The organism is Calditrichota bacterium (genome assembly GCA_013152715.1).
Taxonomy (GTDB): Bacteria; Zhuqueibacterota; Zhuqueibacteria; order Thermofontimicrobiales; family Thermofontimicrobiaceae; genus 4484-87.
The window spans coordinates 35,447-62,304 of sequence record JAADFU010000190.1 but is presented as its reverse complement, the minus strand read 5'-3'; the positions used below and the strand labels follow the sequence as shown (position 1 = coordinate 62,304).

The window sequence follows — 26,858 nt, the reverse complement described above, 5'->3', positions numbered from 1 at the left end:
ATCTGATTTGGTGGAGAGAAAATGAAAAGAAGTAAACGTTATAAAGAAGCTTTCGCGAAGCTCGAAAAAGGAAAAACATATTCCCTGGATGACGCGATTAAAATGATGAAGGAATTGCCAAAAGCGAAGTTTGACGAGTCGATTGAAGTTGCGCTTCGTCTTGGCGTCAATCCGCGTCACGCAGATCAGATGGTTCGCGGAACGGTAACGCTTCCTCATGGGACAGGCAAAACTGTAAAAGTACTGGTTCTGACCAAGGGCGGCAAACAAAAAGAAGCGGAAGAAGCCGGCGCCGACTACGTTGGACTGGATGAATATGTGGAAAAAATTCAGCAGGGTTGGCTGGATTGCGACGTCATTATTGCCACTCCCGATGCGATGGGCGCAGTGGGAAAGCTGGGTCGCGTTTTAGGGCCCAAAGGTCTCATGCCCAATCCCAAAAGCGGGACGGTGACGATGGAGGTGGGTCGGGCTGTAAAAGAAGTGAAAGCCGGTAAGATCGAGTTTCGCGTAGATCGCAACGGAAATTTGCATGCCGCCGTGGGCAAGGTTTCTTTTGATGAAGGGAAGATAAAAGAGAATGTGTTGGCGTTTGTGGATACGGTTGTTCGGTTGAAACCAGCATCGGCAAAAGGACAGTATCTGCGCGCTGCCACCATCACGACGACGATGAGTCCTGGCATTCCCCTTGATCGCTCGGCATTAATTGATGAATTAAAATAAACAGCTAATCTAAATTATAGCTTAAGGATGATAGAGTAATGGCACGCCCGGAAAAGGAAAAAGTAGTTGAAGAAATTGCGGAAAAAATAACCCAGGCAAACGGCGTTTATCTGGCGGACTACAAAGGGTTGGACGTTGAGGAAATCAGCGATTTGCGCAATAAGCTTCGAGAAGCAGAGGTTGAGTTCAAAGTAGTCAAAAATACATTGGCTCGACTTTCAGTAAACAAGATTGGGTACGAAGGATTACTCCCCTATTTGAACGGGCCCACCGCTATGGCGTTTGCGTTGGCAGATCCGTTGGCGGCAGCGAAAGTCCTGGCTGATTTTGCCAAGAAAAACGAAAAGCTGCAATTGAAAGCGTGCATATTTGACGGCACAATTTATGGTGAAGATCGCGTAAAAGAGATTGCTCAACTGCCGTCGAAAGAACAAATTCACGCTCAGACCGTCGGCATGATAAGCGCTCCTCTGCGCAGTCTGGTAACTGTTTTGAACGGAATGCTAGCGTCAATAGTGAATGTTTTGGATCAAATTAAAGAACAAAAAGAAAATTGATTTTTAGTAAACATTTTTTACGGAGGACAAGAAATGCCTGAAGCGAAAACAAAAGCTGAAGAGAAAACCGCTGAAGCAACGACGATCAGCAAGAATGTAGCGAAAATTGTTGAGTCTATTGAGAAATTATCAGTGTTGGATCTGGTAGAGTTGATCAAAGTTCTGGAAGATAAATTTGGCGTTTCAGCACAAGCGGCCATGGTCGCGCCTATTGCTGCAGCCGGCGGCGCCGCAGGCGGAGCTGCTGAACCTGAAGAAGAAAAAACCGAGTTTGACGTTGTGCTGTCTTCGGTCGGCGACAAGAAAATTCAGGTCATCAAAGTCGTGCGCGAGCTGACTTCTCTGGGTCTGAAAGAAGCAAAAGATTTGGTTGATTCCGCGCCCAATGCGGTCAAAGAAGGCGTCTCCAAAGACGAAGCCGAAGAGATCAAAAAGAAATTTGAAGAAGTTGGCGCCACTGTTGAAATTAAGTAGACCGTCAGATATCGATTCCCATCAAAATATTCTTCGGAACATGGTTTGGCAGGTGGGCCGTAGGTCCATTGAATTGTTTCGAAGATTATTTTATATTATCGAATATCAACGTACGTTGAAGAGAGGTTGATTTCTTAATGCAAAATACAAAACGCAAAAGAAAATCATTTTCCAAAATTCAGACTATTGTTGATCTGCCTGATTTATTAAATATTCAGTTGGACTCGTTCAAGGAGTTTATCCAACCGGATGTTCCCGCCGACAAGCGCGAGAACAAAGGATTGCAGGCGGTTTTCAATAGCATTTTTCCGATTGAGGATAGTCGAGAAAATTTCATTCTGGATTTTATTTCATATTATCTGGAAAAGCCGAAATACTCAGTTGAAGAATGCCAGGAGCGGGGCAATACTTTCGCCGCGCCATTGAAGGCAAAGCTGCGTTTATCGATTCGTGATCCGGAGAGTGATTCCGGCGAGATTATTGATTCGATGGAACAGACCGTCTATTTGGGCAATATTCCAATAATGACCGAAAAGGGGACGTTCATCATCAACGGCGCCGAGCGAATCGTTGTCAGTCAATTGCATCGTTCCCCGGGCGCTTTTTTCGCTGAGATGAAACATCCTAATGGCACGAAAATTTATTCGGCTCGTATCATCCCGCTTCGGGGATCATGGTTGGAATTTGTGACCGACATTAACGACGTCATGTATTTTTACATTGATCGGCGAAAGAAATTTCCGGTGACGACGTTGTTGCGTGCGATTGGATATTCGACGGACCGGGAAATTTACGAGTTGTTCGACATGGTCGAGGAGTGCGCAGTCGCGGATGAAAAGATCGAATCCTATTTTGGCAAGACCGTGTTGATGGATGTGATTGATTATGAAACCGGCGAAATTCTAATAGAAAAAGATTCGACTTTAGATCGTGAAGCATTGACGAATTTGCGCGAGCACCAAATCGAAAAAGTCAAATTTGTGAAGGCGGAGTCTCCTTACAGCCCGGAAATCATCAATAACACGATTCGCAAAGATCCGACAAAGTCTGAAAAAGAAGCGCTGGAAATGATTTACCGCCATCTTCGCTCTGGCGATGCGCCTGATCTGGAAACAGCGAGGAATCTGGTGTTCCGCTTTTTCTTTAATCCGAAAAGATATGATCTGGGTGAGGTCGGCCGTTATCGTTTGAATAACAAATTAGGCCTTGAAATCGATGTCGAACTTACTGTTTTGACTAAAGAAGATATCATTTCGATCATCAATTATTTGCTGGATTTGCGAAATGGCAAGCGCTCGGCTGATGATATCGATCACCTCGGCAATCGGCGCATTAAAACCGTTGGCGAGCAGTTAGCGGCTCAAATGAGCGTCGGATTGTCGCGATTAGCGCGAACTGTCAAAGAACGAATGAATTTGCGGGACAATGAAGAGTTGACCCCGCAGGATCTGGTAAATGCGCGGACTATTTTGTCGGTGATCAATACATTTTTTGGCACCAGCCAGCTCTCGCAGTTCATGGATCAAACGAACCCGTTGGCGGAGATGACGCACAAACGTCGTTTGTCGGCGTTAGGACCTGGCGGTTTGACGCGCGAACGTGCCGGATTCGAGGTGCGCGATGTTCATTATACTCATTACGGACGATTGTGTCCAATTGAGACGCCGGAAGGTCCGAATATCGGACTTATTTCTTCGTTGACGACGTTCGGGCGGATCAACCATTTGGGGTTTATTGAAACGCCGTATCGCAAGGTAGTTGATGGCCGCGTAACCAATGAAATTCACTATCTTTCTGCCGACGATGAAGAGAATTTGCGTGTGGCTCAGGCGAACGCGCCGATTGACGAAAAGGGCTATTTTATTAATGATCGTGTTCAAGTGCGGTTCCGCGGTGACTTTCCGCTGGTTTCTCCTAATGAAGTGGACTATATGGATGTATCTCCGACTCAGATGGTGTCTGCTGCAGCTTCGTTGATTCCGTTTTTGGAACACGATGACGCAAACCGCGCTTTGATGGGCTCGAACATGCAGCGCCAGTCAGTGCCGCTTTTGAAGCCGGAAGCGCCAATCGTGGGCACCGGCCTTGAGCAAGAAGTTGCCAGCGACTCTCGCGCGATGGTCGTCTGCAAACGCGATGGCATCGTGGAAAGCGTTGATGCGGGTCGAATTGTTGTGCGCATTGAAGAGCCGGAGGATAGCCAGGAACTGGATATTGAAAATTTGCTTGATTTTGATAATGATGAAACGGATGTTTATCCGTTAATAAAATTTAGACGCACAAATCAGGATACCTGCGTTAATCAGGTGCCACTGGTAAGAAAAGGCGATTTTGTTCGCAAAGGTGATGTGCTTGCAGATGGCTGCGCGACTCAGGGCGGCGAATTAGCGTTGGGAAGAAATGTGTTAGTGGCTTTTATGCCGTGGCGCGGCTATAATTTTGAAGATGCGATCGTCATCTCGGAGCGAGTAGTACAGGAAGATGTTTACACTTCCATCCATATTGAGCAATTTGAACTTCAGGTGCGCGATACCAAACGCGGCGAGGAAGAGTTGACCAGAGAAATACCGAATGTGAGCGAAGAAGCGACAAAGGATTTGGATGAGAACGGTATTATTCGCGTTGGTGCCGAAGTTCGCGAGGGCGATATTCTTGTCGGAAAAGTGACGCCAAAAGGCGAGACCGATCCTACTCCCGAAGAAAAGTTGCTGAAAGCGATCTTTGGTGAGAAAGCCGGAGACGTCAAGGATGCGTCGCTCAAAGCAACAACGGGTTTGCACGGCACTGTGATTTCGACCAAGCTTTTTTCCCGAAAAAAACGAGATTCCAAAAATAAGCGTCAAGAAAAGAAAGCGCTTGAAAAAATCGATAAATGGCTTGTTGCTGAAAAGCAGCGGACGAAACGTCTGAGAGATAGTAAATTAATCAGAGTTTTGCAGGGACAAAAGTCTGTTGGTATTCGTGAGTTAGAGAGCGGAAAAGTTGTCGTGCGCGCGAAAATGGTTCTGAAAAGAGATTATCTGGAAACGCTGGATTTTGATAAATTGGATTTGACACAGCCGTTGGTTGAAGATGAAGATCGGAATCAATTGGTCGCGCAAATTTTGGAACAGTATTATGTAAAATTGGATTCTCTGAATGAGGATTATGAAAACCACAGGTTCAAAGTGACGGTGGGAGATGAGTTGCCTCCGGGTATTGTGCAAATGGCAAAAGTTTACGTTGCCAAAAAGCGCAAATTAATGATTGGCGATAAAATGGCGGGACGCCACGGGAACAAAGGTGTTGTGGCGACAATCGTGCCGATTGAAGACATGCCATTTTTACCCGACGGCACCCCGGTCGATATTGTTCTCAATCCGCTTGGTGTTCCGTCCCGAATGAATTTGGGCCAAATTTTGGAAACCAGCCTGGGTTGGGCCGGAAAAATACTGGATGTCATCTATGCGACGCCGGTTTTCGACGGCGCTTCATTGGAAGAGGTACAGGCAGAGATGAAGAAAGCAGGTCTGCCCGGAGATGGTAAGTCTGTTTTGTTCGACGGAAGAACCGGGGAACCATTTGACAACTCGGTGACTGTTGGATATATTTACATCATGAAATTGTCTCATCTTGTGGAAGACAAAATCCATGCGCGTTCTATCGGACCTTATTCGTTGATTACGCAGCAGCCGTTGGGTGGCAAGGCTCAATTTGGCGGGCAACGATTCGGAGAGATGGAGGTCTGGGCGCTCGAAGCCTACGGCGCTGCGCATACATTGCAAGAAATATTAACTGTGAAGTCCGATGATGTACGCGGACGGTCCAAAGCATACGAAGCAATCGTAAAGGGCGAGTCTTTGCCGGAACCTGGGGTGCCGGAATCGTTCAATGTTTTAATCAGAGAATTGATGGGTCTCGGCCTTGATGTCGAGTTGCTTAATCTGAAAAAAGAGGAAGAAAATTAATCTTTTGAAGAGGATTAATTGTATCTATTCAGATATACCAGGTCATTGAGAAAAAGGCAGAGAAAAAAATAAAGTTTTATGGAGTTTTTTTATTGAAAACGACAAACAACCAATTGTTTGGGCGGGTTTCAATAGAAATCTAAACAAACTCTGCGTTCTCCGCGAACGCGGTGATAATGTTTTGGTCAGTTGCATCGCTACGATTAATTTTATTTAAAGAATGTCAGTCACTAAGATTTAATTATTTTATTATAAAACGAAGGGAGGTCATTCCCTTGATGCTGTCAATGAAACCGGAAATGATCACCAAGCCCAAGTTTAATGCAATAGCCATTAACTTGTCTTCTCCTGATAAGATTTTGGAAAGGTCTTATGGGGAAGTTACAAAGCCGGAAACAATCAACTATCGTTCCTTTAAGCCCGAAAAAGACGGTCTTTTCTGCGAAAAGATTTTTGGACCGGTTCGGGATTGGGAATGTCATTGCGGTAAATACAAACGGATTCGATATAAAGGCATCATCTGTGATCGATGCGGCGTAGAAGTTACCATGAAAAGTGTCCGCCGTGAACGAATGGGGCATATCTCTCTCGCAGTTCCGGTCGTACATATTTGGTATTGGAAATCTTTGCCTTCAAAAATCGGTTACGTCCTTGGATTGAGTATGTCGGAGTTGGAACGGATTATTTATTATGAGTCGTATGTCGTTATTCAGCCCGGCAAAAGCGGATTGAAGGAAAAAGAGCTGATCAGCGAAGAAGATTATTTTCGCATTTTGAGCGAGTTTCCTGATGTTGAAGCTGCTGAAGATGAAAATGAGCGATTTGTGGCTAAAATTGGCGGTGAAGCTGTCCTCGAGTTGCTGAAGCGAGTGGATATTGAGCGTTTATCCGGCGAACTTCGCCACCAAATTCAGGTTGACACCTCTATTCAGCGGAGAAAGGATGCGCTGAAGAGGCTCAAAGTCATTGAAGCGTTCAAACGCAGCAAACTTTTCAAAGAAAATAAGCCGGAGTGGATGGTCATGACGATTATCCCGGTCATACCTCCCGAATTGCGGCCGCTGGTTCCATTGGAAGGCGGGCGCTTTGCCACTTCGGATTTGAATGATTTGTATCGTCGCGTTATTATTCGTAATAATCGATTGAAAAAATTATTAGAGATAAAAGCTCCGGAAGTCATTTTGCGAAACGAAAAGCGAATGCTTCAGGAAGCGGTTGATTCGTTATTTGACAATGGACGAAAGACGGCGGCCGTGCGTTCTGATGGGAATCGAGCGCTGAAATCGCTGTCCGATATGTTGCGCGGAAAACAGGGGCGCTTCCGCCAGAATTTATTGGGAAAACGTATCGATTACTCCGGACGTTCGGTCATTGTGGTCGGTCCTGAGTTGAAGATGCATGAGTGCGGTTTGCCCAAAGAAATGGCGTTGGAATTGTTTAAGCCCTTTGTCATCCGCAAATTGGTGGAACGCGGACTGGTGAAGACGGTGAAAAGCGCCAAAAAAATGGTCGAAAAGCGCGGCAATGAAGTGTGGCAAATTTTAGAGGAGATCATTGAGGATCATCCCATTATGTTAAACCGCGCTCCTACATTGCACAGATTGGGTATTCAAGCGTTTCAGCCGATTTTAATTGAAGGAAAAGCAATTCAGATTCATCCGCTGGTTTGTGCGGCGTTTAACGCTGATTTTGACGGCGACCAGATGGCGGTACATATTCCGCTCTCGTTTTACGCTCAGGTGGAAACCAGGGTGCTGATGCTGTCGACGCACAATATTTTGTCTCCGGCGAACGGGCGTCCGCTGGCGGTGCCGAGCCAGGATATGGTTCTCGGCTGTTACTATATGACCAAGAGCCGTTCAGGTGAGCCAGGCGAGGGCAAAGTTTTTTCGTCTCCGGACGAAGTGATTTTGGCTTATGAAAATGGAATTACTGGCTTGCATGCGCGCATTAAAGTGCGTATGCAGGGGGAGTTAATTGAAACGATTCCTGGACGCGTTATCTTCAATCAGATTGTTCCAAAAGGAATTCCTTATGTAAATGAATTGCTGACAAAGAAACGCGTGGAAGAGATTATCGCTGAAGTTTATGCGAGATTGGGCAATTTGCGAACCGCTCAATTTCTGGATCAGATCAAAACGCTGGGATTTTACTACGCCATGAAAGGCGGCCTGACGATTGGCATGGATGATGTGATCACGCCGGACGAAAAACAGGCGGCGCTTGACGAAGCCGATGCTAGCGTTCATAAAATTATGAAGCAATACTCCGATAAAATTATTACTGACGGCGAGCGCTACAATAAAATTATCGACATTTGGACGCATACAACGAGTCAGGTCGCTGATTTGATGTGGGATCGACTGAGAAAAGCGGACAATGGTTTTAATCCGATTTACATGATGGCTGATTCAGGCGCTCGAGGTTCTCGTGAGCAGATTCGTCAGTTAGCTGCCATGCGCGGGCTGATGGCTAAACCGCAAAAGAAAATGACCGGCGAAATGGGCGAAATTATCGAAAATCCTATTACTGCAAATTTTAAAGAAGGTTTATCCGTTTTAGAGTATTTTATTTCCACGCATGGCGCGCGAAAAGGTTTGGCAGACACAGCGTTGAAAACTGCTGATGCCGGATATTTGACAAGACGACTTGTCGATGTGGCTCACGATGTGATTGTTACTGAAGATGATTGTGGGACAATCCTTGGATTGCGCATTGGCGATCTGAAAGAAGGCGAAGAAGTGATCGAGCCTTTGCGCGACAGAATTTTGGGACGCGTGGCCGCCGAAGACGTGTTTAATGATGATGGTGATGTGCTTGTTGAAGCGGGGGAATTAATTGATGAAGATAAAGCTGATCGCATTTACCATGCGGGACTTGAAACTGTCTCCATTCGTTCCGTGCTAACATGTGAGTCGCGGCAAGGCGTTTGTGCTCTGTGTTACGGCAGAAATTTGGCGACTGGTAAGCTGGTAAAAATCGGAGAAGCCGTCGGAGTCGTCGCCGCTCAGTCCATTGGGGAGCCAGGAACTCAGTTAACGTTGAGAACTTTCCACATTGGCGGCACAGCCGCGCGTATTGCAGCGCAATCACAGGCTCAGGCGAAGAATGAGGGATTTGTCTATTTTGAAAATATAAAATTTGTTGAGCGGGACGATGGAAATCTTGTGACGATTGCCAGAAATGGCACAATTAAGTTAAAAGATGAGGAGAATCGTGTTTTATCAATATATATTGTGCCATACGGATCGGAAATCGTCGTCAAAGAAAAACAAGAAGTGAAAAAAGGTGACGTGCTTTTCCGCTGGGATCCGTACGTGACTGGGATACTATCGTTCCATTCTGGTCATGTGAAATTTGAGGATATTATTGAAAATATCACTTTCCGAGAAGAGACGGACGACGCCACCGGACTGCGTCAGTTAGTGATTATCGAGTCACGCAATAGGGCGCTCAGTCCGCAAATTAAGATAGTGGATGACGAGGGCAATGAACTGAGCTCTTACATTTTGCCTGTTCGCTCGTCCATCCAGGTGAAGGAAGGCGACGTGGTGAAAGCCGGAGATTTTCTGGTAAAAATTCCGCGGGAACTTGCCAAGACCAGAGATATTACGGGCGGTTTACCGAGAGTCGCAGAATTATTTGAAGCTCGTCGCCCCAAAGAACCCGCCGTTGTCAGCGAAATCGATGGCATTGTGAATTTTGGGGAGATTCGTCGCGGTGTCCGGAAATTGACGGTGACTTCGAGAGACGGGCATGAAGAAAAAATTTACCAGATACCCTATGGTAAACATATTTTGGTTCATGACGGCGATCTCGTATCCGCGGGCGAAAAGCTGTGCGAAGGCTCTGTCGCTCCGCACGATATTTTGAATATCATGGGCGCGAACAAGGTTCAGGAGTACCTGGTGAATGAGATTCAGGAAGTGTATCGACTTCAGGGCGTGCGCATCAATGACAAACATATTGAAGTAATTGTACGTCAGATGCTGCAAAAAGTTAAAATTGACGACCCAGGCGATACCATGTATTTACCGGGGGATCAAGTTGATAAAATTTTTTTCCAACTGGAAAATAACAAAATTCGCACCAGAGTTGTTATTGTGGATACGGGAGATTCTGATTTGTACGTCAATCAGGTTGTCGACCGAAAGGAATTGGAACGCATCAATCAAAAACTGACCAAAGCGAAAAAGACGCCTGCGAAATCAAGGCCGGCAAAACCGGCGACGTTTCAGCCGTTATTGTTAGGAATCACCAAAGCTTCGTTGACGACGGAGAGCTTTATTTCAGCGGCGTCATTCCAGGAGACGACACGAGTATTGGCGGATGCTTCTATTGAAGGAAAGGTTGATCGGTTGCACGGCATGAAAGAAAATGTCGTGATGGGAAATCTGATTCCGGCAGGAACTGGTTTGAGAAAATACCAGAATATTATTATCCTTGATCGCGAGGAAGAGGAATTTGATGAACAAAAATCTGACGCTGATCCTGTTGATCCGGAATCAGTAGGAGACAAACCGTCAAAGTAATAATTTTGAAAAAAATGTGAAAAAATGAAAAAAAAATATTGCTATTTTCATAAATTTTAACTATATTTGGGCTTTTAAAAAATGGAGAGACAAATTGCCAACGATTAATCAACTTGTCAGATTTGGTAGGAAACGAGTTACGAAAAAGACGCATGCGCCGGCGTTAACCGGCTCTCCTCAGAGACGAGGAGTGTGTACGCGCGTTTACACGACGACTCCGAAGAAGCCAAATTCGGCTTTGAGAAAAGTAGCAAGGGTGCGTTTGACAAATGGATTTGAGGTGACGGCATATATCCCCGGCGAGGGGCACAATTTGCAAGAGCACTCTATTGTGTTGATTCGCGGCGGTCGTGTAAAAGATTTGCCGGGAGTTCGTTATCATATTATCCGCGGCGTGCTTGATACTGCGGGTGTTCAGGATCGTGCGCAGGGACGGTCTAAATATGGCGCCAAAAAGAAAAAATAATTCATGAATTTTTAAAAAATAGAATAAAATTATGCCGAGAAGAAGGAAAGTAGCAGAGCGAGAAGTTTTACCTGATCCTAAATATAACAGTGTCGTGGTGACCAAGTTCATCAACGGCCTGATGGAGCGCGGTAAAAAAAGTATCGCTGAGAAGATTTTTTATCGGGCTTTGGGAATCATTGAGTCAAAGACCGGCAAAAATAGCCTCGAAATGTTCGAAACTGCGCTGAACAACGTCAAGCCGATTCTTGAAGTGAAATCGCGACGCGTTGGCGGGGCGACTTATCAGGTTCCGGTAGAAGTCAGCGAAAAAAGACGTCAGGCTTTGGCGATTCGATGGATTATTGGTTACGCCAAATCTCGTCACGAAACGACGATGGCTGATAAGTTATCTGCGGAGTTGATGGCTGCCGCAAATAAAGAAGGCGCATCGATTAAAAAGCGAGAAGATACGCATAAAATGGCAGAGGCGAACAAAGCGTTTGCTCATTTTCGCTGGTAGTTTTCGTCGGTCTTGCGAGCGATTTGGCAAAACTATTTTGAGGTTCAATCTTCTCCACAACTTTAAGGAGGTAAGAGATAGCTTAAATATCTCCGATCTGTTCGGTGGAGTTTTTTATGTCAGATGACAGGCGATTGAAGCGAATCAGAAATATCGGCATCATGGCTCATATTGACGCGGGAAAAACAACCACCACCGAGCGTGTTCTTTACTATACCGGAAAAGTTCACCGTCTGGGTGAGGTTGACGAGGGCACCGCGACAATGGACTGGATGCAACAGGAAAAAGAGCGCGGCATCACAATCACGTCCGCCGCGATCACATGTCAGTGGAAAAATCATCAAATTAACATTATTGATACTCCCGGACATGTCGATTTTACAGTAGAGGTGGAAAGATCTCTGCGAGTGTTGGACGGCGCGGTTGCAGTTTTTTGCGCGGTTGGCGGTGTCGAACCTCAATCAGAGACCGTGTGGCGGCAGGCCGATCATTACAATATTCCAAGAATTTCGTTTGTGAATAAATTAGATCGACTTGGTGCTGATTTTTTCAACGCCGTGGATATGATAAAAAGCAGGCTTGCAGCGCGGCCTTTGATTGTTCAAATTCCGGTGGGGCGCGAGGATCGTTTCCGGGGCGTGATTGATTTGATTGAGATGAATTTCCTTTACTTCAAAGACGAGGCCCTGGGAGCAGAATTTGAATTATTGCCTATTCCCGACGAGTATCGGGAACAAGCTGAAAAGTATCGGGAACAGTTATTAGAGACACTTTCGGAATTTGATGACACAATTTTAGAAAATTACCTGGAAGGTAATGAAATCGCACCTGATCAGATTATGCAGGCGGTCAGAGAAGCGACAATAAATGTAAAGGTAACACCTGTTCTTTGTGGTTCTGCGCTAAAAAATAAAGGCATTCAGCCTCTGTTGGACGCGATCGTGAATTTTTTACCCTCTCCTTTGGATATTCCGCCAGTAACAGGCATTAATCCGAAGACAAATCGAGAGGAGATGAGAAAGACAGATGATGATGAATTCGCATGCGCTCTTGCCTTTAAAGTTGCGGCTGATCCTTATGTTGACAGATTAATTTACACGCGGATTTATTCCGGCACATTGAAAGCGGGGCAAGGCGTTTATAACGCTAACACTCAAAAGCATGAACGGATCGGTCGGATTTTAAAGATGTCTTCCAATAAACGGGAGGATTTGAAAGAAGCGCGCAGCGGCGAGATCGTGGCGTTAGCCGGTTTGAGAAATACTTTTACTGGTGATACTTTATGCGATTTCAAGCATCAGATAGTACTGGAATCGATGGAATTTCCCGAACCAGTGGTATCAATAGCGATTGAGCCAAAAACCAAAGCGGATCAAGACCGACTGTCCGGTTCGTTACAAAAATTAGCGGATGAAGATCCAACATTTACGGTGAAAATAGATGAAGAGACCGGGCAAACGATTATTTCAGGTATGGGCGAGCTTCATCTGGATATACTCATCGATCGTTTGACGCGAGAGTTCAAGGTGCGCGCTAATGTCGGAAAACCGCAGGTCGCGTACAAAGAATCTGTCACCGCGACGGGCACAGGCCGGGGCAAATTTCTGAAGCAAATTGCCGGAAAGAACCAATATGCGGAAGTCAAGTTAGAGATTGCGCCGAATGAAGCGGGGAAAGGTTTAAGGTTTGAAAATTTAACGTTGTCGGATAAAATTCCGCAACAGTTTGTTTATCCTGTGGAGCAAGGCGTCAAAGAGGCAATGTACGGCGGTGTTTTAATGGGATACCCGGTGACGGACGTTATCGTGCGTCTCGTGGGAGGTTCTTTTGACGAACAGACTTCGACTGAGTTAGCTTTTAAAATTGCGGCGTCACTGGCATTTCGGGATGCGGCACAAAAGGCGAATCCAATTTTAATGGAACCAATTATGGAAGTCGAAGTTACAGTACCTGAAGAATTTTTAGGCGAGGTGGTTAATTTTCTCAATGCAAAAAGAGCAAAAATAAGCCACATCGAAGCGCGACAGCATTTACAGGTCGTTACAGCCACTGTCCCTCTGAGTGAGATGTTTGGATACACCACCACACTCCGCTCCCTCACTCAAGGACGCGCAACCCATTCAATGCAATTTTTACATTACGAGCCTTTACCAGCAGAGAGAATGGAACAGATGTTTGCGGGAAATTATCAATTCAATTAGGAAAATAGATCCAAAAGAGATATTAATCACGGAGGTTTTCTATCATGGCTAAAGCAAAATTTGAACGAACTAAGCCGCATGTGAACATCGGTACGATCGGGCATGTTGACCATGGAAAAACAACATTAACGGCTGCTATTACTATGTATCTGGCGCAAAGAGGTCAGGCTTCTATTAAGAAGTATGAAGAGATCGATAATGCGCCTGAAGAAAAAGCCCGCGGGATAACCATTAATACCGCTCATGTGGAATATGAGACTGAAAAACGTCACTATGCTCACGTGGATTGTCCGGGGCATGCCGATTACATTAAAAACATGATCACCGGCGCGGCGCAAATGGATGGCGCTATTCTGGTCGTATCTGCCGCCGACGGTCCTATGCCGCAGACGCGCGAGCATATTTTGTTGGCTCGTCAGGTAAACGTACCTTCTATTGTCGTTTACATGAACAAGACAGACCAGGTGGATGATCCCGAACTTTTGGAATTGGTCGAGCTGGAACTTCGCGAGCTGCTCAGCTCTTACGAATTTCCCGGAGACGAAATTCCCATTATCAAAGGCAGCGCTTTGAAAGCGATGGAAAAAGGGATTGCTGGCGATTTTACCGGCGAAGAGTGGGAATCCATTCAAGCTTTGTTGGATGCTGTCGACGATTATATTCCGACTCCGCAGCGTGACAAAGATAAACCCTTCTTGATGCCGGTGGAAGATGTTTTTTCGATTACTGGTCGTGGTACCGTGGGAACTGGTCGAGTTGAACGCGGCATCATTAAAGTTGGCGATGAGGTGGAAATTGTTGGTATGGGCGCAAAAAGAAAAACGGTCTGTACCGGTGTCGAGATGTTCCGCAAATTGCTGGATCAGGGCGAGGCTGGCGACAATGTTGGTTTGTTGTTGCGCGGTGTTGACAAAGATGAATTGGTTCGCGGAATGGTCGTTGCTGCTCCTGGTTCCATCACGCCGCACACCAAATTTAAAGGCGAAGTTTACGTATTGAAAAAAGAAGAAGGTGGGCGTCACACGCCGTTTTTCAATGGCTACCGTCCGCAGTTTTATTTCCGTACAACCGACGTCACCGGTTCTATTCAGTTGCCTGAAGGCGTGGAAATGGTCATGCCTGGCGATAACGTAAATATGGATGTCGAGCTGATTATCCCGATCGCTATGGAAGAAGGTTTGCGTTTCGCCATCCGTGAAGGTGGCAGAACAGTCGGAGCAGGTGTTGTCACGAAAATCATTGAATAGTTTACCCTGTAAAATTGCGCAGGTTATTTGAAAATTTTGGAGTTTGGTATGGCTGGACAAAAAATTAGAATCCGCTTAAAGGCATACGATCATCGGTTGGTGGACAAATCGACCGATAAAATCATAAAAACCGCCAAGGCGACCGGCGCCCATATTTCCGGGCCCATTCCGTTACCGACAAGACGGAGCGTTTATACTGTATTGCGTTCGCCTCACGTGGACAAAAAGTCGCGTGAGCAATTTGAGACGAGAATTCACAAACGGTTAATTGATATTCTGAATTCAAACCCGAAAACCGTTGACGCTCTCATGAAGTTGGATTTGCCGGCAGGCGTAGATGTCGAAATTAAAGTGTGATTGAAACAATTAATTTTTTGTCCAGCGCCACCCGATTTTTTTTGAGTGTCGATCAGATCAGTAAGAATCGTATTTATAAAAATGAGCGAAGACAATGAGCGGTATAATTGGAAAAAAATTAGGCATGACCCGCCTTTTTGATGATAGTGGTCAACGAGTCGTTGTGACGATCATCGAAGCGGGCCCCTGCTACGTTACAGATATAAAGAGCAAGGAAGCGCACGGCTATGATGCCGTACAGTTGGGTTTCGATGAAAAACGCGAAAAAGTTACTACGAACCCTTTGCTGGGTCATTTTAAGCGCGCCGGCGTGAAGGCGTTACGCGTTGTGAAAGAATTTCGCCCTTTTGTTACTGATGAACCATTGAAACTTGGCGATCAAGTAACCGTGGATATTTTTTCTGAAGGCGATAAGGTAAATGTGACCGGAATTTCCAAAGGACGCGGTTTTGCAGGACCTGTCAAAAGGTATGGTTTTAGCGGCGGCCCCAAAACTCACGGTCAAAGCGATCGGCATCGTGCTCCTGGCTCAATTGGTCAGTCTTCATATCCTTCCCGTGTGCTAAAAGGCGTGAAAATGGCAGGCAGAATGGGCGGAAAAAAAGTTACCATCAAAAATTTAGAGATTGTAAAGGTTGACAAAGAGAACAATTACTTGATGGTGAAGGGGGCTGTTCCTGGGCATATCAAAAATTACGTTTTTATCAAGAAAAGATAAGAAGATAAAATTAAGCATAAATGGAAAATAGAACATGGAATTGGATGTTTACAAAAAAACTGGTGAATTGAGCGGCAAAAAGGTCAGACTGCCCAAAGCCATTTTTGCAGCGGAGCCAAACGACCATTTAATTTATATGGCAGTACGGGCGCAGATGACGAATAGTCGACAAGGAAACGCGGCGACGAAAAACAGATCTCTGGTCAGAGGCGGCGGCAAGAAGCCCTGGCGTCAAAAAGGACGCGGCACGGCGCGCGCGGGCACGACGCGTTCACCGTTGTGGGCTGGTGGCGGTCGCGTTTTTGGACCGCATCCTCATGATTTTCATTTGAAAATTACCAAGAAGATGAAAAGGTTAGCGAGAATTTCGGCTTATTCTCACAAAGCTAAAGAGGAAGGGATTGTCCTCGTCGAACCCGTAAAGCTTGAGAAACCAAAAACGCGGGAAATGTTCGGCGTACTTAAAAATCTGAATCTAAACGATAAGAAAGTACTGTTACTGACCGAAGAACACGATTCAGCCGTGCTTTTAGCCGGGCGCAATATTCCGAATTTGATTATTCGTCAGGCAGAAAATGCGTCCACGTACGACATTTTAAATTGCCAGGTTCTTTTGATTGAAGATAATGCAATTAAGAAAATCAAAGAGGTTTGCTCTCTATGAAAAGAGATTACGAAATATTGATGTATCCGATTCTAACGGAGAAAATGCTCAAATTGCAAGAGTCACAAAGTAAATATGCGTTCAAGGTGAGCTCTGATGCGAATAAAATCGAGATAAAAAATGCAGTCCAACGCCGATTTGATGTTGATGTGGAAAAAGTGCACATCATCAATGTAAAAGGTAAAACCAAGCAGATGAATACTCGGCGCGGCATCACTCGCGGCAGGCGGTCTGATTGGAAAAAGGCCATCGTTACGCTCAAAGAGGGGGACTCGATTGATTTCTTTGAAGGGGCTGCATGATTTTGGATATAATGCTTGATATTGGTTGTGGAGAAAAACAATGCCTGTAAAACATTTTAAACCTATTACACCATCATTGCGATTTAAGACGGTTTCTGCGTTCGAAGAGATTACCAAAGCGAAGCCTGAACGTTCGCTGGTAACGAAATTGAATAAAACCGGCGGACGCAATAATCGAGGTCGAGTGACAAGTCGGCATCGCGGCGGCGGTCACAAGCGCGCCTATCGCATCATTGATTTTAAAAGAGACAAAATCGACATTCCGGCGCGGGTAGCCGCTATTGAATACGATCCGAATCGATCGGCGAGAATCGCATTGTTGTACTACGTGGATGGTGAGAAAAGATACATTTTAGCGCCCGATGGCTTGAAAGTAGGCGATATGATTGTATCTGCTGATAAGGCCGATATTCGAGTCGGCAATTCAATGAAGTTGGCTAACATCCCTTTGGGTTCAGCAGTGCATAATATTGAACTAAAAATTGGGAAGGGCGGTCAAATCGCTCGCAGCGCTGGCGCTTATGCTCAGTTGGTAGCCAAGGAAGGAAAATACGCACAATTGCGCATGCCGTCCGGCGAAGTGCGCATGGCGCTTTTGGAATGCAAAGCCACACTGGGACAGGTCGGGAATTTGGAACATGAAAATATTACCATCGGCAAAGCCGGCAAAACGCGCTGGTTAGGACGTCGTCCCAAAGTACGCGGCGTGGCGATGAACCCCATCGACCATCCCATGGGCGGCGGCGAAGGAAAATCTTCCGGCGGCCGACATCCCTGTTCACCTTGGGGCCAAATGTCCAAAGGGCTAAAAACGAGGAAGAAAAAAAGTTCAGATGCACTAATTGTGAAACGAAGGAAAAAAAAGTAGGTAATTAAATATGGCACGATCGATTAAAAAAGGTCCTTACGTTGACGCTAAGTTACTGAAGAGGATTCAGGAACTCAACGATAAAAATCAGAAAAAGGTAATCAAAACCTGGTCGCGACGATCGACCATCACGCCGGATTTTGTCGGACACACGCTAGCGGTGCATAACGGCAATAAGTTTATTCCGGTTTTCATCAATGAAAATATGGTTGGTCATAAATTGGGTGAATTTTCCATCACCCGTACTTTCAGAGGTCATGCGGGCAAAGGTGATAAAAAGAGTCGTGTGCGATAACAAATTTTGAGCGAGAGCAAAATTAGGACGACCCTAACGGAGAAATATCAATGGAATCGAGAGCATTAGCAAAATATATCAGAATGTCGCCGCAAAAGCTGCGTCGCGTTGCAGAGTTGATTCGGGGGAAGAATGTCAGCGAAGCGCTAAACATTTTGCATTTTACCCCCAAAGCAGCGGCAGAGCCGATTGAAAAAACGCTGCGTTCTGCAGTCGCTAACATGCTGAACGACGAGAGAAGTTCAAAAGTGGACCCTGACGAGCTTTATGTCAAAGAAATTCGCGTGGATCAGGGCATGGCGCTGAAAAGATTTCGCTCGGCAGCTATGGGGCGCGCGGTGAAAATTCGGAAACCAACGAGTCATGTGTTCATAAAAGTTGCACAGATTGGCGAGTAAGAAATTTTAGGAGGGTCTTTTGGGACAAAAAGTAAATCCAATTGGTTTGAGATTAGGCATAAATCGAACCTGGGATTCAAATTGGTTTGATGAGCGCAATTTTGCCGAGAAACTTGCTGAGGATCTGAAACTTCGCAAATATATCCATGCCCGTCTCGACCATGCGGCGATTTCAAAAATAGTGATTGAGCGTACGGCAAAGAAAATTACTTTGACAATTCACACCGCCAGACCGGGAATCGTCATCGGCAGAAAAGGCGTTGAGGTGGATAAATTGAAAGTAGAATTACAGCGAATTACTAATCAGGAAGTTCAAATAAATATCGAAGAGATCAAACGTCCTGAGCTGGATGCTTATCTGGTGGCGCGCAATATTGCCAAACAGTTAGAGTCAAAAATCAGTTTTCGTCGCGCGATGAAAAAATCGATCATGTCGTCGATGCGCATGGGAGCGGAAGGAATTAAAATTTCCTGTGCCGGTCGATTGGGCGGCGCTGAAATGGCGCGCACCGAACAATACAAGGACGGCAGAATTCCTCTTCACACATTGCGTGCGGATATTGATTACGCCTATACAGTTGCCAAGACGACTTACGGAATCATCGGCGTGAAAGTTTGGCTGTGTCTGGGCGAGAAGTTTGAAAACTAGAGTGAATGAATAGAGGCTAAGGAAAAACGATCATGTTAATGCCGAAACGGACAAAATACAGAAAACAACAACGTGGAAGAATGAAGGGCAAAGCCCAGCGTGGTGCCACGGTTGCTTTTGGCGAATTTGGTTTGAAAGCCCTGGAACCGGCGTGGATTACCAGCAGACAGATTGAAGCGGCTCGTGTGGCGATAAATCGTTATATCAAGCGCGGCGGCCGTGTATGGATTCGCATTTTCCCCGATAAACCGGTCACAAAAAAGCCTGCTGAAACTCGTATGGGTAAAGGCAAAGGCGCGCCGGAATATTGGGTTGCCGTTGTAAAACCCGGACGGATTTTATTTGAAATTGAAGGTGTTCCTGAAGAAACGGCACGGGAGGCGATTCGGTTGGCTTCTCATAAATTACCAATCAAGACGAAGTTTGTGACGCGAACAGATGTTGGAGCGTAGGCATGAAAATAGAAGAAATTCTGGAAATGACACAAAAGGAGTTGCAAAATAGATTTGAAGATTTGCAGGAAGAAATGCAGAATCTTCGTTTTCAGCACGCAACTCATCAATTGGACGATCCGCTCAGGCTGCGCATGTTGCGCAAAGATATCGCGCGGATTAAGACAGTGCTGAAAGAATACGAAAAGGGCATTAGAGAGCCTCGTGTTTAAAATTAGAAATTCGGAGTGTTAAAAATTATGGCAGAACGAGGAAAGCGAAGATCGATTGTCGGACAGGTTGTCAGCGATAAAATGGATAAAACCAGAGTCATCAAAGTGGAGCATTATGTCCGGCATCCGCTGTATAAAAAATTTGTGAAAAAAAGCAGCAAATTCATGGCTCATGATGAGAAAAACGAGAGTCATGTCGGAGATGTTGTTTCCATCATGGAGACGCGTCCGTTGAGTCGAAGAAAACGCTGGCGTCTGGTGAAGATCGTTGAAAAAGCTAAATAGAGTGGTAAGTTAAACCTGATACTGGAAATTAAGGAGTACTGTACGAGCCATGATACAGGAATATAGTCGGTTAAATGTAGCGGATAACACTGGTGCGAAAAAAGTGATGTGCATTCGCATTTTGGGCGGTTCCAAGAAAAGATACGCCACTGTGGGCGATATTGTTGTCGTTTCTGTAAAGTCCGCTTTGCCAGGCGGCGCGGTGAAAAAAGGCGACAAGAGCAAAGCGGTGATTGTTCGCACCAAGAAAGAGATTGGCCGAAAAGATGGATCTTATATTCGCTTTGATGAAAACGCCGCCGTATTGATAACTGACCAGAAAGAGCCGAAGGGAACGCGCATTTTTGGACCTGTCGCTCGCGAGTTGCGGGAGCGACAGTTTATGAAGATCGTGTCTTTGGCACCCGAAGTGTTATAAAATGGAGTGGAGCGGTTATGCATATCAAAAAAGATGACATGGTAAAAGTTATTTCCGGCGATGACAAAGATAGGCAGGGAAGAGTATTGAAAGTTTTCCCTGATACCAATCGCATCATTGTGGAAGGTGTCAATTTTATAAAGAAACATACGCGACCAAATCAGAAACTGCCTCAGGGCGGCATCGTCGAAAAGGAAGCGGCGATTCACGCTTCGAACGCGATGGTAATCTGCCCGAAATGCGGCAAGTTAACTAAAACAGGCATGAAAGAAGTGAAAGACGAGACGACAAACAAAGTATCGCGTATTCGCTATTGTAAAAAATGTGGTGAAATGATTGTTTCAAGAACAGCTTAACCTTTTTAATTTTAAGAGGCAGGTAGAGAATGGAGTATTTTCCCAGATTATTAAAAAAATATCGCGCAGAGATTATTCCTGGCTTGCAGAAAAAGTTTAAATATAAAAATATCATGCAAGTGCCAAAATTGGAAAAGATTGTCGTGAACATGGGGGTTGGCGAAGCGATTGAAAATAGTAAAGCTCTTGACGCCGCCATGGAAGATTTAATGGTGATTACCGGGCAGCGTCCGAAAGTGACCCGCTCGAAAAAGGCAATTTCAAATTTTAAATTGCGCGCCGGTATGCCCATCGGCTGCTTTGTGACTTTGCGCGGCTGGCGGATGTACGAATTCCTGGATCGATTGATTAATATTGCAATTCCTCGAGTGCGAGATTTTCGCGGTCTCCCGGATAAATCTCTCGACGGACGCGGTAATTACAATATTGGACTAAAGGAGCAGATTGTCTTCCCCGAAATCGATTATGACAAAATTGACAAAATTCGCGGCATGAATATTACTTTTGTAACATCTGCAAAGAGCGATGAAGAGGCAATCGAATTGTTAAAAGGATTCGGGATGCCTTTTATAAAGCGGGAGCAAGCAAGCGAAGCAATAGAAGCATAAATCGAATAAATTAAGGAGAGAGCGACCTTGGCAAAGAAAGCACTCGTTGTAAAAGCCAAAAGAGAACCCAAATATAAAGTTCGAAAATATAATCGCTGTACGCGTTGTGGTAGACCGCGCGCCTATTATCGAAAATTCGGGCTTTGCCGTATCTGTTTTCGTGAGTTGGCGCATGAGGGACAAATCCCTGGCGTGGTCAAGGCAAGTTGGTAGCTTAAATTAAATTTAACGGAGAAAGTTTCATGTCTATGACAGATCCCATAGCTGATTACCTGACAAGGATCCGTAATGCGATCAAGGCAAAACACAAAAAAGTAGATATCCCTTTTTCGCGCGTGAAAGAAGAGATTACCAAAATTCTATTAGAATATCGATACATCAAAAATTATATTGTTATCGATGATGGTAAGCAGGGCTTAATTCGAATCTATTTGAAGTACGATGAGAGCGACAATACAGTGATTCATTCGCTGAAGCGAGTGAGCAAACCAGGTTTGCGTCATTATGTGAAATCAACGGAAATTCCCAGAGTTTTAAATAATTTGGGAATTGCGATTTTGTCCACTTCAAAAGGAATTGTCACTGATCGTGAATCTCGTCAGTACAAAGTTGGCGGCGAAGTGTTGTGCTACATTTGGTAAAATAATGAAGGAGTATAAAATTGTCTCGAGTTGGCAAAAAACCTATTGATGTCCCTAACGGAGTCATGGTGGAAATCGATCAAAATACTGTGAAGGTTTTTCAGGGCGATAAAGCGCTCCGGACAGATGTGCATCCGGATATTTCTGTGGAATACGATGCAGAAAAGAAACAAATCACAGTCGCGCGTCCCAATGATAGTCGGATTTTCCGCTCCTTGCACGGATTGTATCGTTCGCTGATTAGCAACATGGTCGTCGGCGTCACTGATGGTTTTACCAAAAAGTTGGAAATCGTTGGTGTCGGCTATCGTGCGGAGTTGAAAGGCAGAAATTTGCAATTGACTCTGGGCTTTTCTCATCCGATTTTGTTCAAGCCGCCGGAAGGGGTGCAAATCGCGTTAGAGACCCCGACAAAATTTTCTGTGAGCGGCATTGATAAGCAATTAGTCGGTCAGGTTGCCGCGAAGATTCGGTCATTCCGTCCGCCGGAACCCTATAAAGGCAAGGGAATTCGTTACGAAGGCGAATATGTGAGAAGAAAAGTCGGTAAATCAGCGGCGTAACGTGTGAATGTAAAATTTAGGGAATGAAGTAGTTATGAAAAAGATAAAAAATCTAAACGAAGCGGCGCGTTTGCGACGAAAAAAACATATCCGCAAAACAATTGCAGGCGTTCCGCAACGACCCCGGTTGGTCGTATTCCGCAGCGGAAAACATATTTACGCTCAGTTAGTTGACGATGTCAACCAAAAAACTTTAACGGGCGTGTCGAGCTTGTCAAAAGATCTGCAGTCGGAAATCAAGAAATCGGGCGACAGGGTCGAAATGGCGCGCATCGTTGGCAAAGGTATTGCGGCAAAGGCCAAAGCGATGAAGTTGGAAGAAGTTGTTTTTGATCGCAACGGCTACATCTATCACGGCCGGATAAAAGCCGTCGCCGAGGGCGCTCGAGAAGGCGGGTTGAAATTTTAACCAAAATTGGAGATCTAAGTAGTGAGACGAAATGCTGAACGTATTAATCCAAATGAACTGGATTTGAAAGAAAAAGTCGTCCATATAAATCGAGTCGCCAAAGTTGTCAAAGGTGGTCGAAATTTTAGCTTCAACGCGATAGTGGTCGTCGGCGACGGCAGTGGGCACGTCGGCGTTGGCCTGGGCAAAGCGAACGAAGTTACCGAAGCGATCACGAAAGGCTCGGAAAACGCCAAAAAGAATTTGGTCCATGTTCCGCTGATCAGAGGAACTATACCGCACCAAATTACTGCAAAATATGGCGCAGCAAAAGTATTTCTGAAACCAGCATCTCCAGGTACCGGCGTTATCGCTGGCGGACCTGTGCGTGCGGTCATGGAGGCGGTTGGCATTCAAGATATTTTAACTAAATCCATCGGTTCGGCAAATCCCCACAACGTCGTCAAAGCGACGATGCAGGCGTTGATTGATTTGCTGGATGTAAATACTGTGGCGAAAAAACGCGGGATTCGTTTCAACGAAGTTTTTGATAAGCCGTTATCTTAATTAATTTGACGTTAAAACTTAACAAATTGAGTTTTGGAAATGGCCGGAAAAAAGAAAAAAATTAGAATTACTTTGACAAAGAGTCCCATCGGTTATCATTTTAAGCAAAAAGCGACTGTGCGAACTCTTGGTTTGCGAAGGTTACACCAAACTGTGGAACAAACAGACACGCCTCAGATTAGAGGAATGATAAACAAAATTAGTCATCTGGTAACTGTGGAAGAAGTAAAATAAAAGATTGAGGCATATATGAATTTAGGTACGTTGACTTATGCGCCGGGTTCTCGAAAAAAGAGAAAAAGAATCGGTCGCGGGGAAGCCTCAGGGCAGGGTTGTACTGCTGGCAAAGGACACAAGGGGGCGCGTTCTCGTTCGGGATTCAAATCCAAATTAGGATTTGAGGGCGGTCAAACACCGCTGCAGCGCCGCATGCCGAAAAGAGGATTTTTTAATCGATTTCGCGTTGAATATCAGGTGGTCAATTTGAGGGACCTGGAACGGGTGAAAGATGTGAAAAAAATTGATCCGCAGGTTCTTTTTGCGCGGCGCTTGATTCGCAAAAAAAATAAACCGGTGAAAATTCTTGGTGTTGGCGAGATTAATTTTCAGATTGAAATTGCGGCTCATGCTTTTAGCAAAGCCGCTAAAGAGAAGATTGAGGCAGCCCAGGGGAGGATTTCTGTTTTATGATAAAAAGTCTGCAGAGTATTTTTCACATTCCTGATTTGAAGAAACGGATTCTTTTTACGCTGTTCATTCTGGTGATTTATCGCGTTGGCGGCCATATTCCGGTGCCGGGCATTAACGGAAGAGTTCTTTTTCAATTTTTCCAGAACATGGGCGGAGGCGGTATTTTTAGCCTTTACGATATGTTCGCCGGCGGAGCGCTGAAACAGGCGACTGTTTTTGCTCTGGGGATCATGCCCTACATTTCCGCGTCGATTATTTTGCAGTTACTGGGGGCAGTTGTTCCTTATTTTCAGAAATTGCAAAAGGAAGGCGAAGAAGGCCGGAAAAAAATTACACAGTACACACGATACGGAACCGTGGCTATTAGCGCGTTACAAGCTTACGGTTTAGCCGTGTTTTTGCAAAGTATCGAACCGGTGAATGGTCAGGTCGTTGTACCCAATCCCGGAATGATGTTTAAGATTTTTACCGTGATCACGATGACGAGCGGATGTGTTTTAATCATGTGGTTGGGCGAACAAATCACGGAACGCGGTATTGGTAACGGAATCTCGTTAATCATTTTTATCGGCATTCTCGCCAGATTTCCTAACGCGATCGGCACTGAAGTTACTCAATTAATTGGCGGTAATCGGGCTTTGCTAATGGAAGTGTTCTTATTTGGGCTCATGGTGCTGACTATCGCTGCGGTGGTGTTGTTGACGCAGGGAACGAGAAAAATTCCGGTTCAATACGCTAAACGGGTCGTCGGGAGAAAAATTTACGGCGGTCAGAGCACGCATATTCCGTTGCGCGTGAACACCGCCGGCGTGATGCCGATCATTTTCGCCCAGTCGATTATGTTCATTCCTAATACGATTCGGACTTTTTTCCCGGACAGTGATTTTGTGGGAGTCATCTCCGGATATTTTTCATATACTTCCGTTGTCTATTGGATGGTTTACGGCGTGATGATTGTATTTTTTACCTATTTTTACACCGCTATCGCTTTTAATCCGGTGGACGTTGCAGATAACATGAAAAAACAGGGCGGATTTATCCCTGGTGTGCGTCCCGGAAAACGGACAGCGGAGTTCATTGATAATATTTTGACGCGAATTACTCTGCCGGGGTCGGTATTTCTGGCATTAGTCGCTATTTTTCCGTATTTTCTGATTAAGTTCACCAATGTATCGTTCACTTTCGCCACATTCTTCGGTGGAACGTCGCTGTTGATTGTCGTTGGTGTGGCGCTGGATACGATTCAACAGATTGAATCTCATTTATTGATGCGTCATTACGACGGATTTTTGAAAGCAGGAAAGTTAAAAGGACGCAGACGTTTCTAATTGAGCTGAAAATCAGTTTGCTGAGGTCGCAATCATGATTTTGATTTTGGTGGGCGCCCCGGGCACAGGAAAAGGGACCCAGGGCAAATTGTTAGCTGAACGATATCAAATACCTAATATTTCCACCGGCGATATTTTGCGTGCGGCAATCCAGCAGGAGACTGAATTAGGGAAAAAAGCAAAATCGTTCATTGATAGAGGGGAGTTGGTTCCTGATGATGTCATGATCGGCATTATTCGGGAGCGGCTTGGCGCTGAAGATTGTAAGAAGGGGTTTATTTTAGACGGATTCCCCCGAACGGTGAGACAGGCTGAAGCGCTGGAAAAATTGTTTGAAGAAAGTGCGCTTTCACTGGATCACGTGATTGGTCTTGAACTGCCGGAAGAAGTGATCGTGAAAAGATTGTCCAACCGACGCGTTTGTTCAGAATGCGGGAAAGTTTACAATCTGATTACCGACCCGCCTCCTCCGGACATGCGTTGCGAAAAATGTGGCGATGAGATTATTCAACGATCTGACGACACAGAAGAGACAGTGCGGAACAGATTACGCGTGTACGCCGAGGAAACCGAGCCGCTGATTGATTTCTATCGGCGCCGGGGAAAATTGAAAGTATTCGATGCTGACGGTACGATTGAAGAGATACAGAAGAAACTTGTCGATTTTTTAGAAAAGACTAAATGATTATTCTGAAGACTGACCGCGAAATTGAGCTGATGCGGAAAAGCGCCGAGATTCTGATTGCAACATTCAAAATTGTTGATAGCTTGATCGAGCCCGGCATCCGCACTGAAGTGATTGACCGGGAAGTTGAAAAATTTATCCGCTCCAAAGGGGCGAGACCGGCGTTTAAAGGGTACCACGGCTATCCGGCAAGCGCTTGTATTTCCATTGACGATGAGGTGGTGCACGGGATTCCGGGCGAGCACAAGTTAAAGTCAGGACAGATCGTTGGTGTGGATATTGGCGTAGAGCTGAATAAATATTTTTCCGATGCGGCGAAGACTTATGCTGTCGGCGAGATTTCCGCGGAAAAAAAGAGATTGATGGCTGTTACGGAGCAATCGTTAGGAAAAGGGATAGAAGCGGCAGTCGCCGGCAATAGATTGTCAGATATTTCGTTCGCAGTTCAGTCCTTCGTTGAAGACGCCGGTTATTCAGTTGTTCGCGAACTTGTGGGGCACGGAATTGGCAGAGACCTGCACGAAGACCCGCAAGTGCCAAATTACGGAAAAGCGGGGCGAGGCCCGAGATTGAAGCCGGGGATGGTTTTGGCGATTGAGCCGATGGTGAATATGGGAGCGTGCGAAGTCGTTTTTGAAGATGATAATTGGACGGTACGCACGGCCGATAGTTTGGCGTCCGCTCATTTTGAGCACACCGTTGCCATCACTGAAAATGGCAATGAAATTTTAACGTTAGGAAGATAAAAAACCAGGGAGTTTACTT

At 45.4% G+C, this 26,858-nt stretch carries 33 protein-coding genes; all 33 read left to right on the top strand.

The annotated features are described in order from the left end of the window. The first annotated feature begins 21 nt into the window (after positions 1-21). Positions 22-723: a 50S ribosomal protein L1 gene (locus tag GXO74_14870; GenBank protein ID NOZ62941.1), complete on the top strand. Its 702-nt coding sequence runs from the start codon at positions 22-24 to the stop codon at positions 721-723. 38 nt (positions 724-761) lie between these two features. Then, positions 762-1,280: a 50S ribosomal protein L10 gene (rplJ, locus tag GXO74_14865; protein ID NOZ62940.1), complete on the top strand. Its 519-nt coding sequence runs from the start codon at positions 762-764 to the stop codon at positions 1,278-1,280. 33 nt (positions 1,281-1,313) lie between these two features. Continuing rightward, positions 1,314-1,754 carry a 50S ribosomal protein L7/L12 gene (rplL, locus tag GXO74_14860; GenBank protein NOZ62939.1) on the top strand — a complete coding sequence of 147 codons (441 nt, stop codon included), beginning with the start codon at positions 1,314-1,316 and terminating at the stop codon, positions 1,752-1,754. Between the two features lie 137 nt (positions 1,755-1,891). Beyond that, positions 1,892-5,701: a DNA-directed RNA polymerase subunit beta gene (gene rpoB / locus GXO74_14855; GenBank protein ID NOZ62938.1), complete on the top strand. Its 3,810-nt coding sequence runs from the start codon at positions 1,892-1,894 to the stop codon at positions 5,699-5,701. A 287-nt stretch (positions 5,702-5,988) separates the two neighbouring features. After that, a complete protein-coding gene (gene rpoC, locus GXO74_14850; GenBank protein NOZ62937.1) occupies positions 5,989-10,233 on the top strand; it encodes a DNA-directed RNA polymerase subunit beta' in 4,245 nt (1,414 codons plus the stop codon). A 94-nt stretch (positions 10,234-10,327) separates the two neighbouring features. After that, on the top strand, positions 10,328-10,699 hold the full coding sequence (locus GXO74_14845) for a 30S ribosomal protein S12 (GenBank protein NOZ62936.1): 372 nt from the start codon (positions 10,328-10,330) through the stop codon (positions 10,697-10,699). A 31-nt stretch (positions 10,700-10,730) separates the two neighbouring features. Next, positions 10,731-11,201, top strand: coding sequence for a 30S ribosomal protein S7 (gene rpsG / locus GXO74_14840; protein NOZ62935.1), 471 nt, complete (start codon positions 10,731-10,733; stop codon positions 11,199-11,201). 116 nt (positions 11,202-11,317) lie between these two features. After that, the gene (gene fusA, locus GXO74_14835; protein NOZ62934.1) at positions 11,318-13,402 is read left to right on the top strand and encodes an elongation factor G; all 2,085 of its coding nucleotides are present in this window, start codon (positions 11,318-11,320) and stop codon (positions 13,400-13,402) included. A 44-nt stretch (positions 13,403-13,446) separates the two neighbouring features. Continuing rightward, positions 13,447-14,649: an elongation factor Tu gene (tuf, locus tag GXO74_14830; protein ID NOZ62933.1), complete on the top strand. Its 1,203-nt coding sequence runs from the start codon at positions 13,447-13,449 to the stop codon at positions 14,647-14,649. A gap of 48 nt (positions 14,650-14,697) precedes the next feature. Continuing rightward, on the top strand, positions 14,698-15,006 hold the full coding sequence (gene rpsJ / locus GXO74_14825) for a 30S ribosomal protein S10 (GenBank protein NOZ62932.1): 309 nt from the start codon (positions 14,698-14,700) through the stop codon (positions 15,004-15,006). Between the two features lie 94 nt (positions 15,007-15,100). Then, positions 15,101-15,724: a 50S ribosomal protein L3 gene (rplC, locus tag GXO74_14820; GenBank protein ID NOZ62931.1), complete on the top strand. Its 624-nt coding sequence runs from the start codon at positions 15,101-15,103 to the stop codon at positions 15,722-15,724. Positions 15,725-15,758: 34 nt separating this feature from the next. Beyond that, the gene (gene rplD / locus GXO74_14815; GenBank protein ID NOZ62930.1) at positions 15,759-16,388 is read left to right on the top strand and encodes a 50S ribosomal protein L4; all 630 of its coding nucleotides are present in this window, start codon (positions 15,759-15,761) and stop codon (positions 16,386-16,388) included. Beyond that, positions 16,385-16,690, top strand: coding sequence for a 50S ribosomal protein L23 (gene rplW, locus GXO74_14810; protein ID NOZ62929.1), 306 nt, complete (start codon positions 16,385-16,387; stop codon positions 16,688-16,690). Before rplD ends, rplW begins: the two co-directional genes overlap by 4 nt. Before the next feature lie 40 nt (positions 16,691-16,730). Continuing rightward, the gene (gene rplB, locus GXO74_14805) at positions 16,731-17,558 is read left to right on the top strand and encodes a 50S ribosomal protein L2 (protein NOZ62928.1); all 828 of its coding nucleotides are present in this window, start codon (positions 16,731-16,733) and stop codon (positions 17,556-17,558) included. Between the two features lie 10 nt (positions 17,559-17,568). Next, on the top strand, positions 17,569-17,853 hold the full coding sequence (rpsS, locus tag GXO74_14800) for a 30S ribosomal protein S19 (GenBank protein ID NOZ62927.1): 285 nt from the start codon (positions 17,569-17,571) through the stop codon (positions 17,851-17,853). A gap of 50 nt (positions 17,854-17,903) precedes the next feature. Beyond that, complete coding sequence (rplV, locus tag GXO74_14795; protein ID NOZ62926.1) at positions 17,904-18,251, top strand: 50S ribosomal protein L22; 348 nt, start codon at positions 17,904-17,906, stop codon at positions 18,249-18,251. A 19-nt stretch (positions 18,252-18,270) separates the two neighbouring features. Next, complete coding sequence (rpsC, locus tag GXO74_14790; GenBank protein ID NOZ62925.1) at positions 18,271-18,900, top strand: 30S ribosomal protein S3; 630 nt, start codon at positions 18,271-18,273, stop codon at positions 18,898-18,900. A gap of 32 nt (positions 18,901-18,932) precedes the next feature. After that, on the top strand, positions 18,933-19,352 hold the full coding sequence (gene rplP, locus GXO74_14785) for a 50S ribosomal protein L16 (protein ID NOZ62924.1): 420 nt from the start codon (positions 18,933-18,935) through the stop codon (positions 19,350-19,352). A 2-nt stretch (positions 19,353-19,354) separates the two neighbouring features. Beyond that, entirely contained in the window at positions 19,355-19,564 is a 210-nt protein-coding gene (gene rpmC / locus GXO74_14780) for a 50S ribosomal protein L29 (protein NOZ62923.1), read from the top strand. Positions 19,565-19,591: 27 nt separating this feature from the next. Next, the gene (rpsQ, locus tag GXO74_14775) at positions 19,592-19,849 is read left to right on the top strand and encodes a 30S ribosomal protein S17 (protein NOZ62922.1); all 258 of its coding nucleotides are present in this window, start codon (positions 19,592-19,594) and stop codon (positions 19,847-19,849) included. A gap of 49 nt (positions 19,850-19,898) precedes the next feature. Next, positions 19,899-20,267: a 50S ribosomal protein L14 gene (rplN, locus tag GXO74_14770; GenBank protein NOZ62921.1), complete on the top strand. Its 369-nt coding sequence runs from the start codon at positions 19,899-19,901 to the stop codon at positions 20,265-20,267. Between the two features lie 17 nt (positions 20,268-20,284). Beyond that, positions 20,285-20,623 (top strand): 50S ribosomal protein L24, encoded by a 339-nt coding sequence (locus GXO74_14765; GenBank protein ID NOZ62920.1) that lies wholly within the window; start codon positions 20,285-20,287, stop codon positions 20,621-20,623. A 29-nt stretch (positions 20,624-20,652) separates the two neighbouring features. After that, positions 20,653-21,231, top strand: coding sequence for a 50S ribosomal protein L5 (gene rplE / locus GXO74_14760; protein ID NOZ62919.1), 579 nt, complete (start codon positions 20,653-20,655; stop codon positions 21,229-21,231). A gap of 27 nt (positions 21,232-21,258) precedes the next feature. Further along, positions 21,259-21,444: a type Z 30S ribosomal protein S14 gene (locus GXO74_14755; GenBank protein NOZ62918.1), complete on the top strand. Its 186-nt coding sequence runs from the start codon at positions 21,259-21,261 to the stop codon at positions 21,442-21,444. A 29-nt stretch (positions 21,445-21,473) separates the two neighbouring features. Next, the gene (gene rpsH, locus GXO74_14750; GenBank protein ID NOZ62917.1) at positions 21,474-21,872 is read left to right on the top strand and encodes a 30S ribosomal protein S8; all 399 of its coding nucleotides are present in this window, start codon (positions 21,474-21,476) and stop codon (positions 21,870-21,872) included. A gap of 20 nt (positions 21,873-21,892) precedes the next feature. Then, entirely contained in the window at positions 21,893-22,435 is a 543-nt protein-coding gene (gene rplF / locus GXO74_14745) for a 50S ribosomal protein L6 (protein NOZ62916.1), read from the top strand. A gap of 34 nt (positions 22,436-22,469) precedes the next feature. Then, positions 22,470-22,844, top strand: a complete 375-nt coding sequence (locus GXO74_14740) for a 50S ribosomal protein L18 (GenBank protein NOZ62915.1) — start codon at positions 22,470-22,472, stop codon at positions 22,842-22,844. Positions 22,845-22,865: 21 nt separating this feature from the next. After that, complete coding sequence (gene rpsE, locus GXO74_14735; protein ID NOZ62914.1) at positions 22,866-23,390, top strand: 30S ribosomal protein S5; 525 nt, start codon at positions 22,866-22,868, stop codon at positions 23,388-23,390. A gap of 39 nt (positions 23,391-23,429) precedes the next feature. After that, complete coding sequence (gene rpmD, locus GXO74_14730) at positions 23,430-23,624, top strand: 50S ribosomal protein L30 (GenBank protein NOZ62913.1); 195 nt, start codon at positions 23,430-23,432, stop codon at positions 23,622-23,624. Between the two features lie 15 nt (positions 23,625-23,639). Further along, the gene (rplO, locus tag GXO74_14725) at positions 23,640-24,080 is read left to right on the top strand and encodes a 50S ribosomal protein L15 (protein NOZ62912.1); all 441 of its coding nucleotides are present in this window, start codon (positions 23,640-23,642) and stop codon (positions 24,078-24,080) included. Next, positions 24,077-25,408: a preprotein translocase subunit SecY gene (gene secY, locus GXO74_14720; GenBank protein NOZ62911.1), complete on the top strand. Its 1,332-nt coding sequence runs from the start codon at positions 24,077-24,079 to the stop codon at positions 25,406-25,408. The genes rplO and secY overlap by 4 nt, the downstream gene beginning before the upstream one ends. A 34-nt stretch (positions 25,409-25,442) precedes the next feature. Further along, positions 25,443-26,093 carry an adenylate kinase gene (locus tag GXO74_14715; GenBank protein ID NOZ62910.1) on the top strand — a complete coding sequence of 217 codons (651 nt, stop codon included), beginning with the start codon at positions 25,443-25,445 and terminating at the stop codon, positions 26,091-26,093. Then, positions 26,090-26,839, top strand: coding sequence for a type I methionyl aminopeptidase (map, locus tag GXO74_14710; GenBank protein NOZ62909.1), 750 nt, complete (start codon positions 26,090-26,092; stop codon positions 26,837-26,839). Before GXO74_14715 ends, map begins: the two co-directional genes overlap by 4 nt. Positions 26,840-26,858 lie beyond the last annotated feature (19 nt).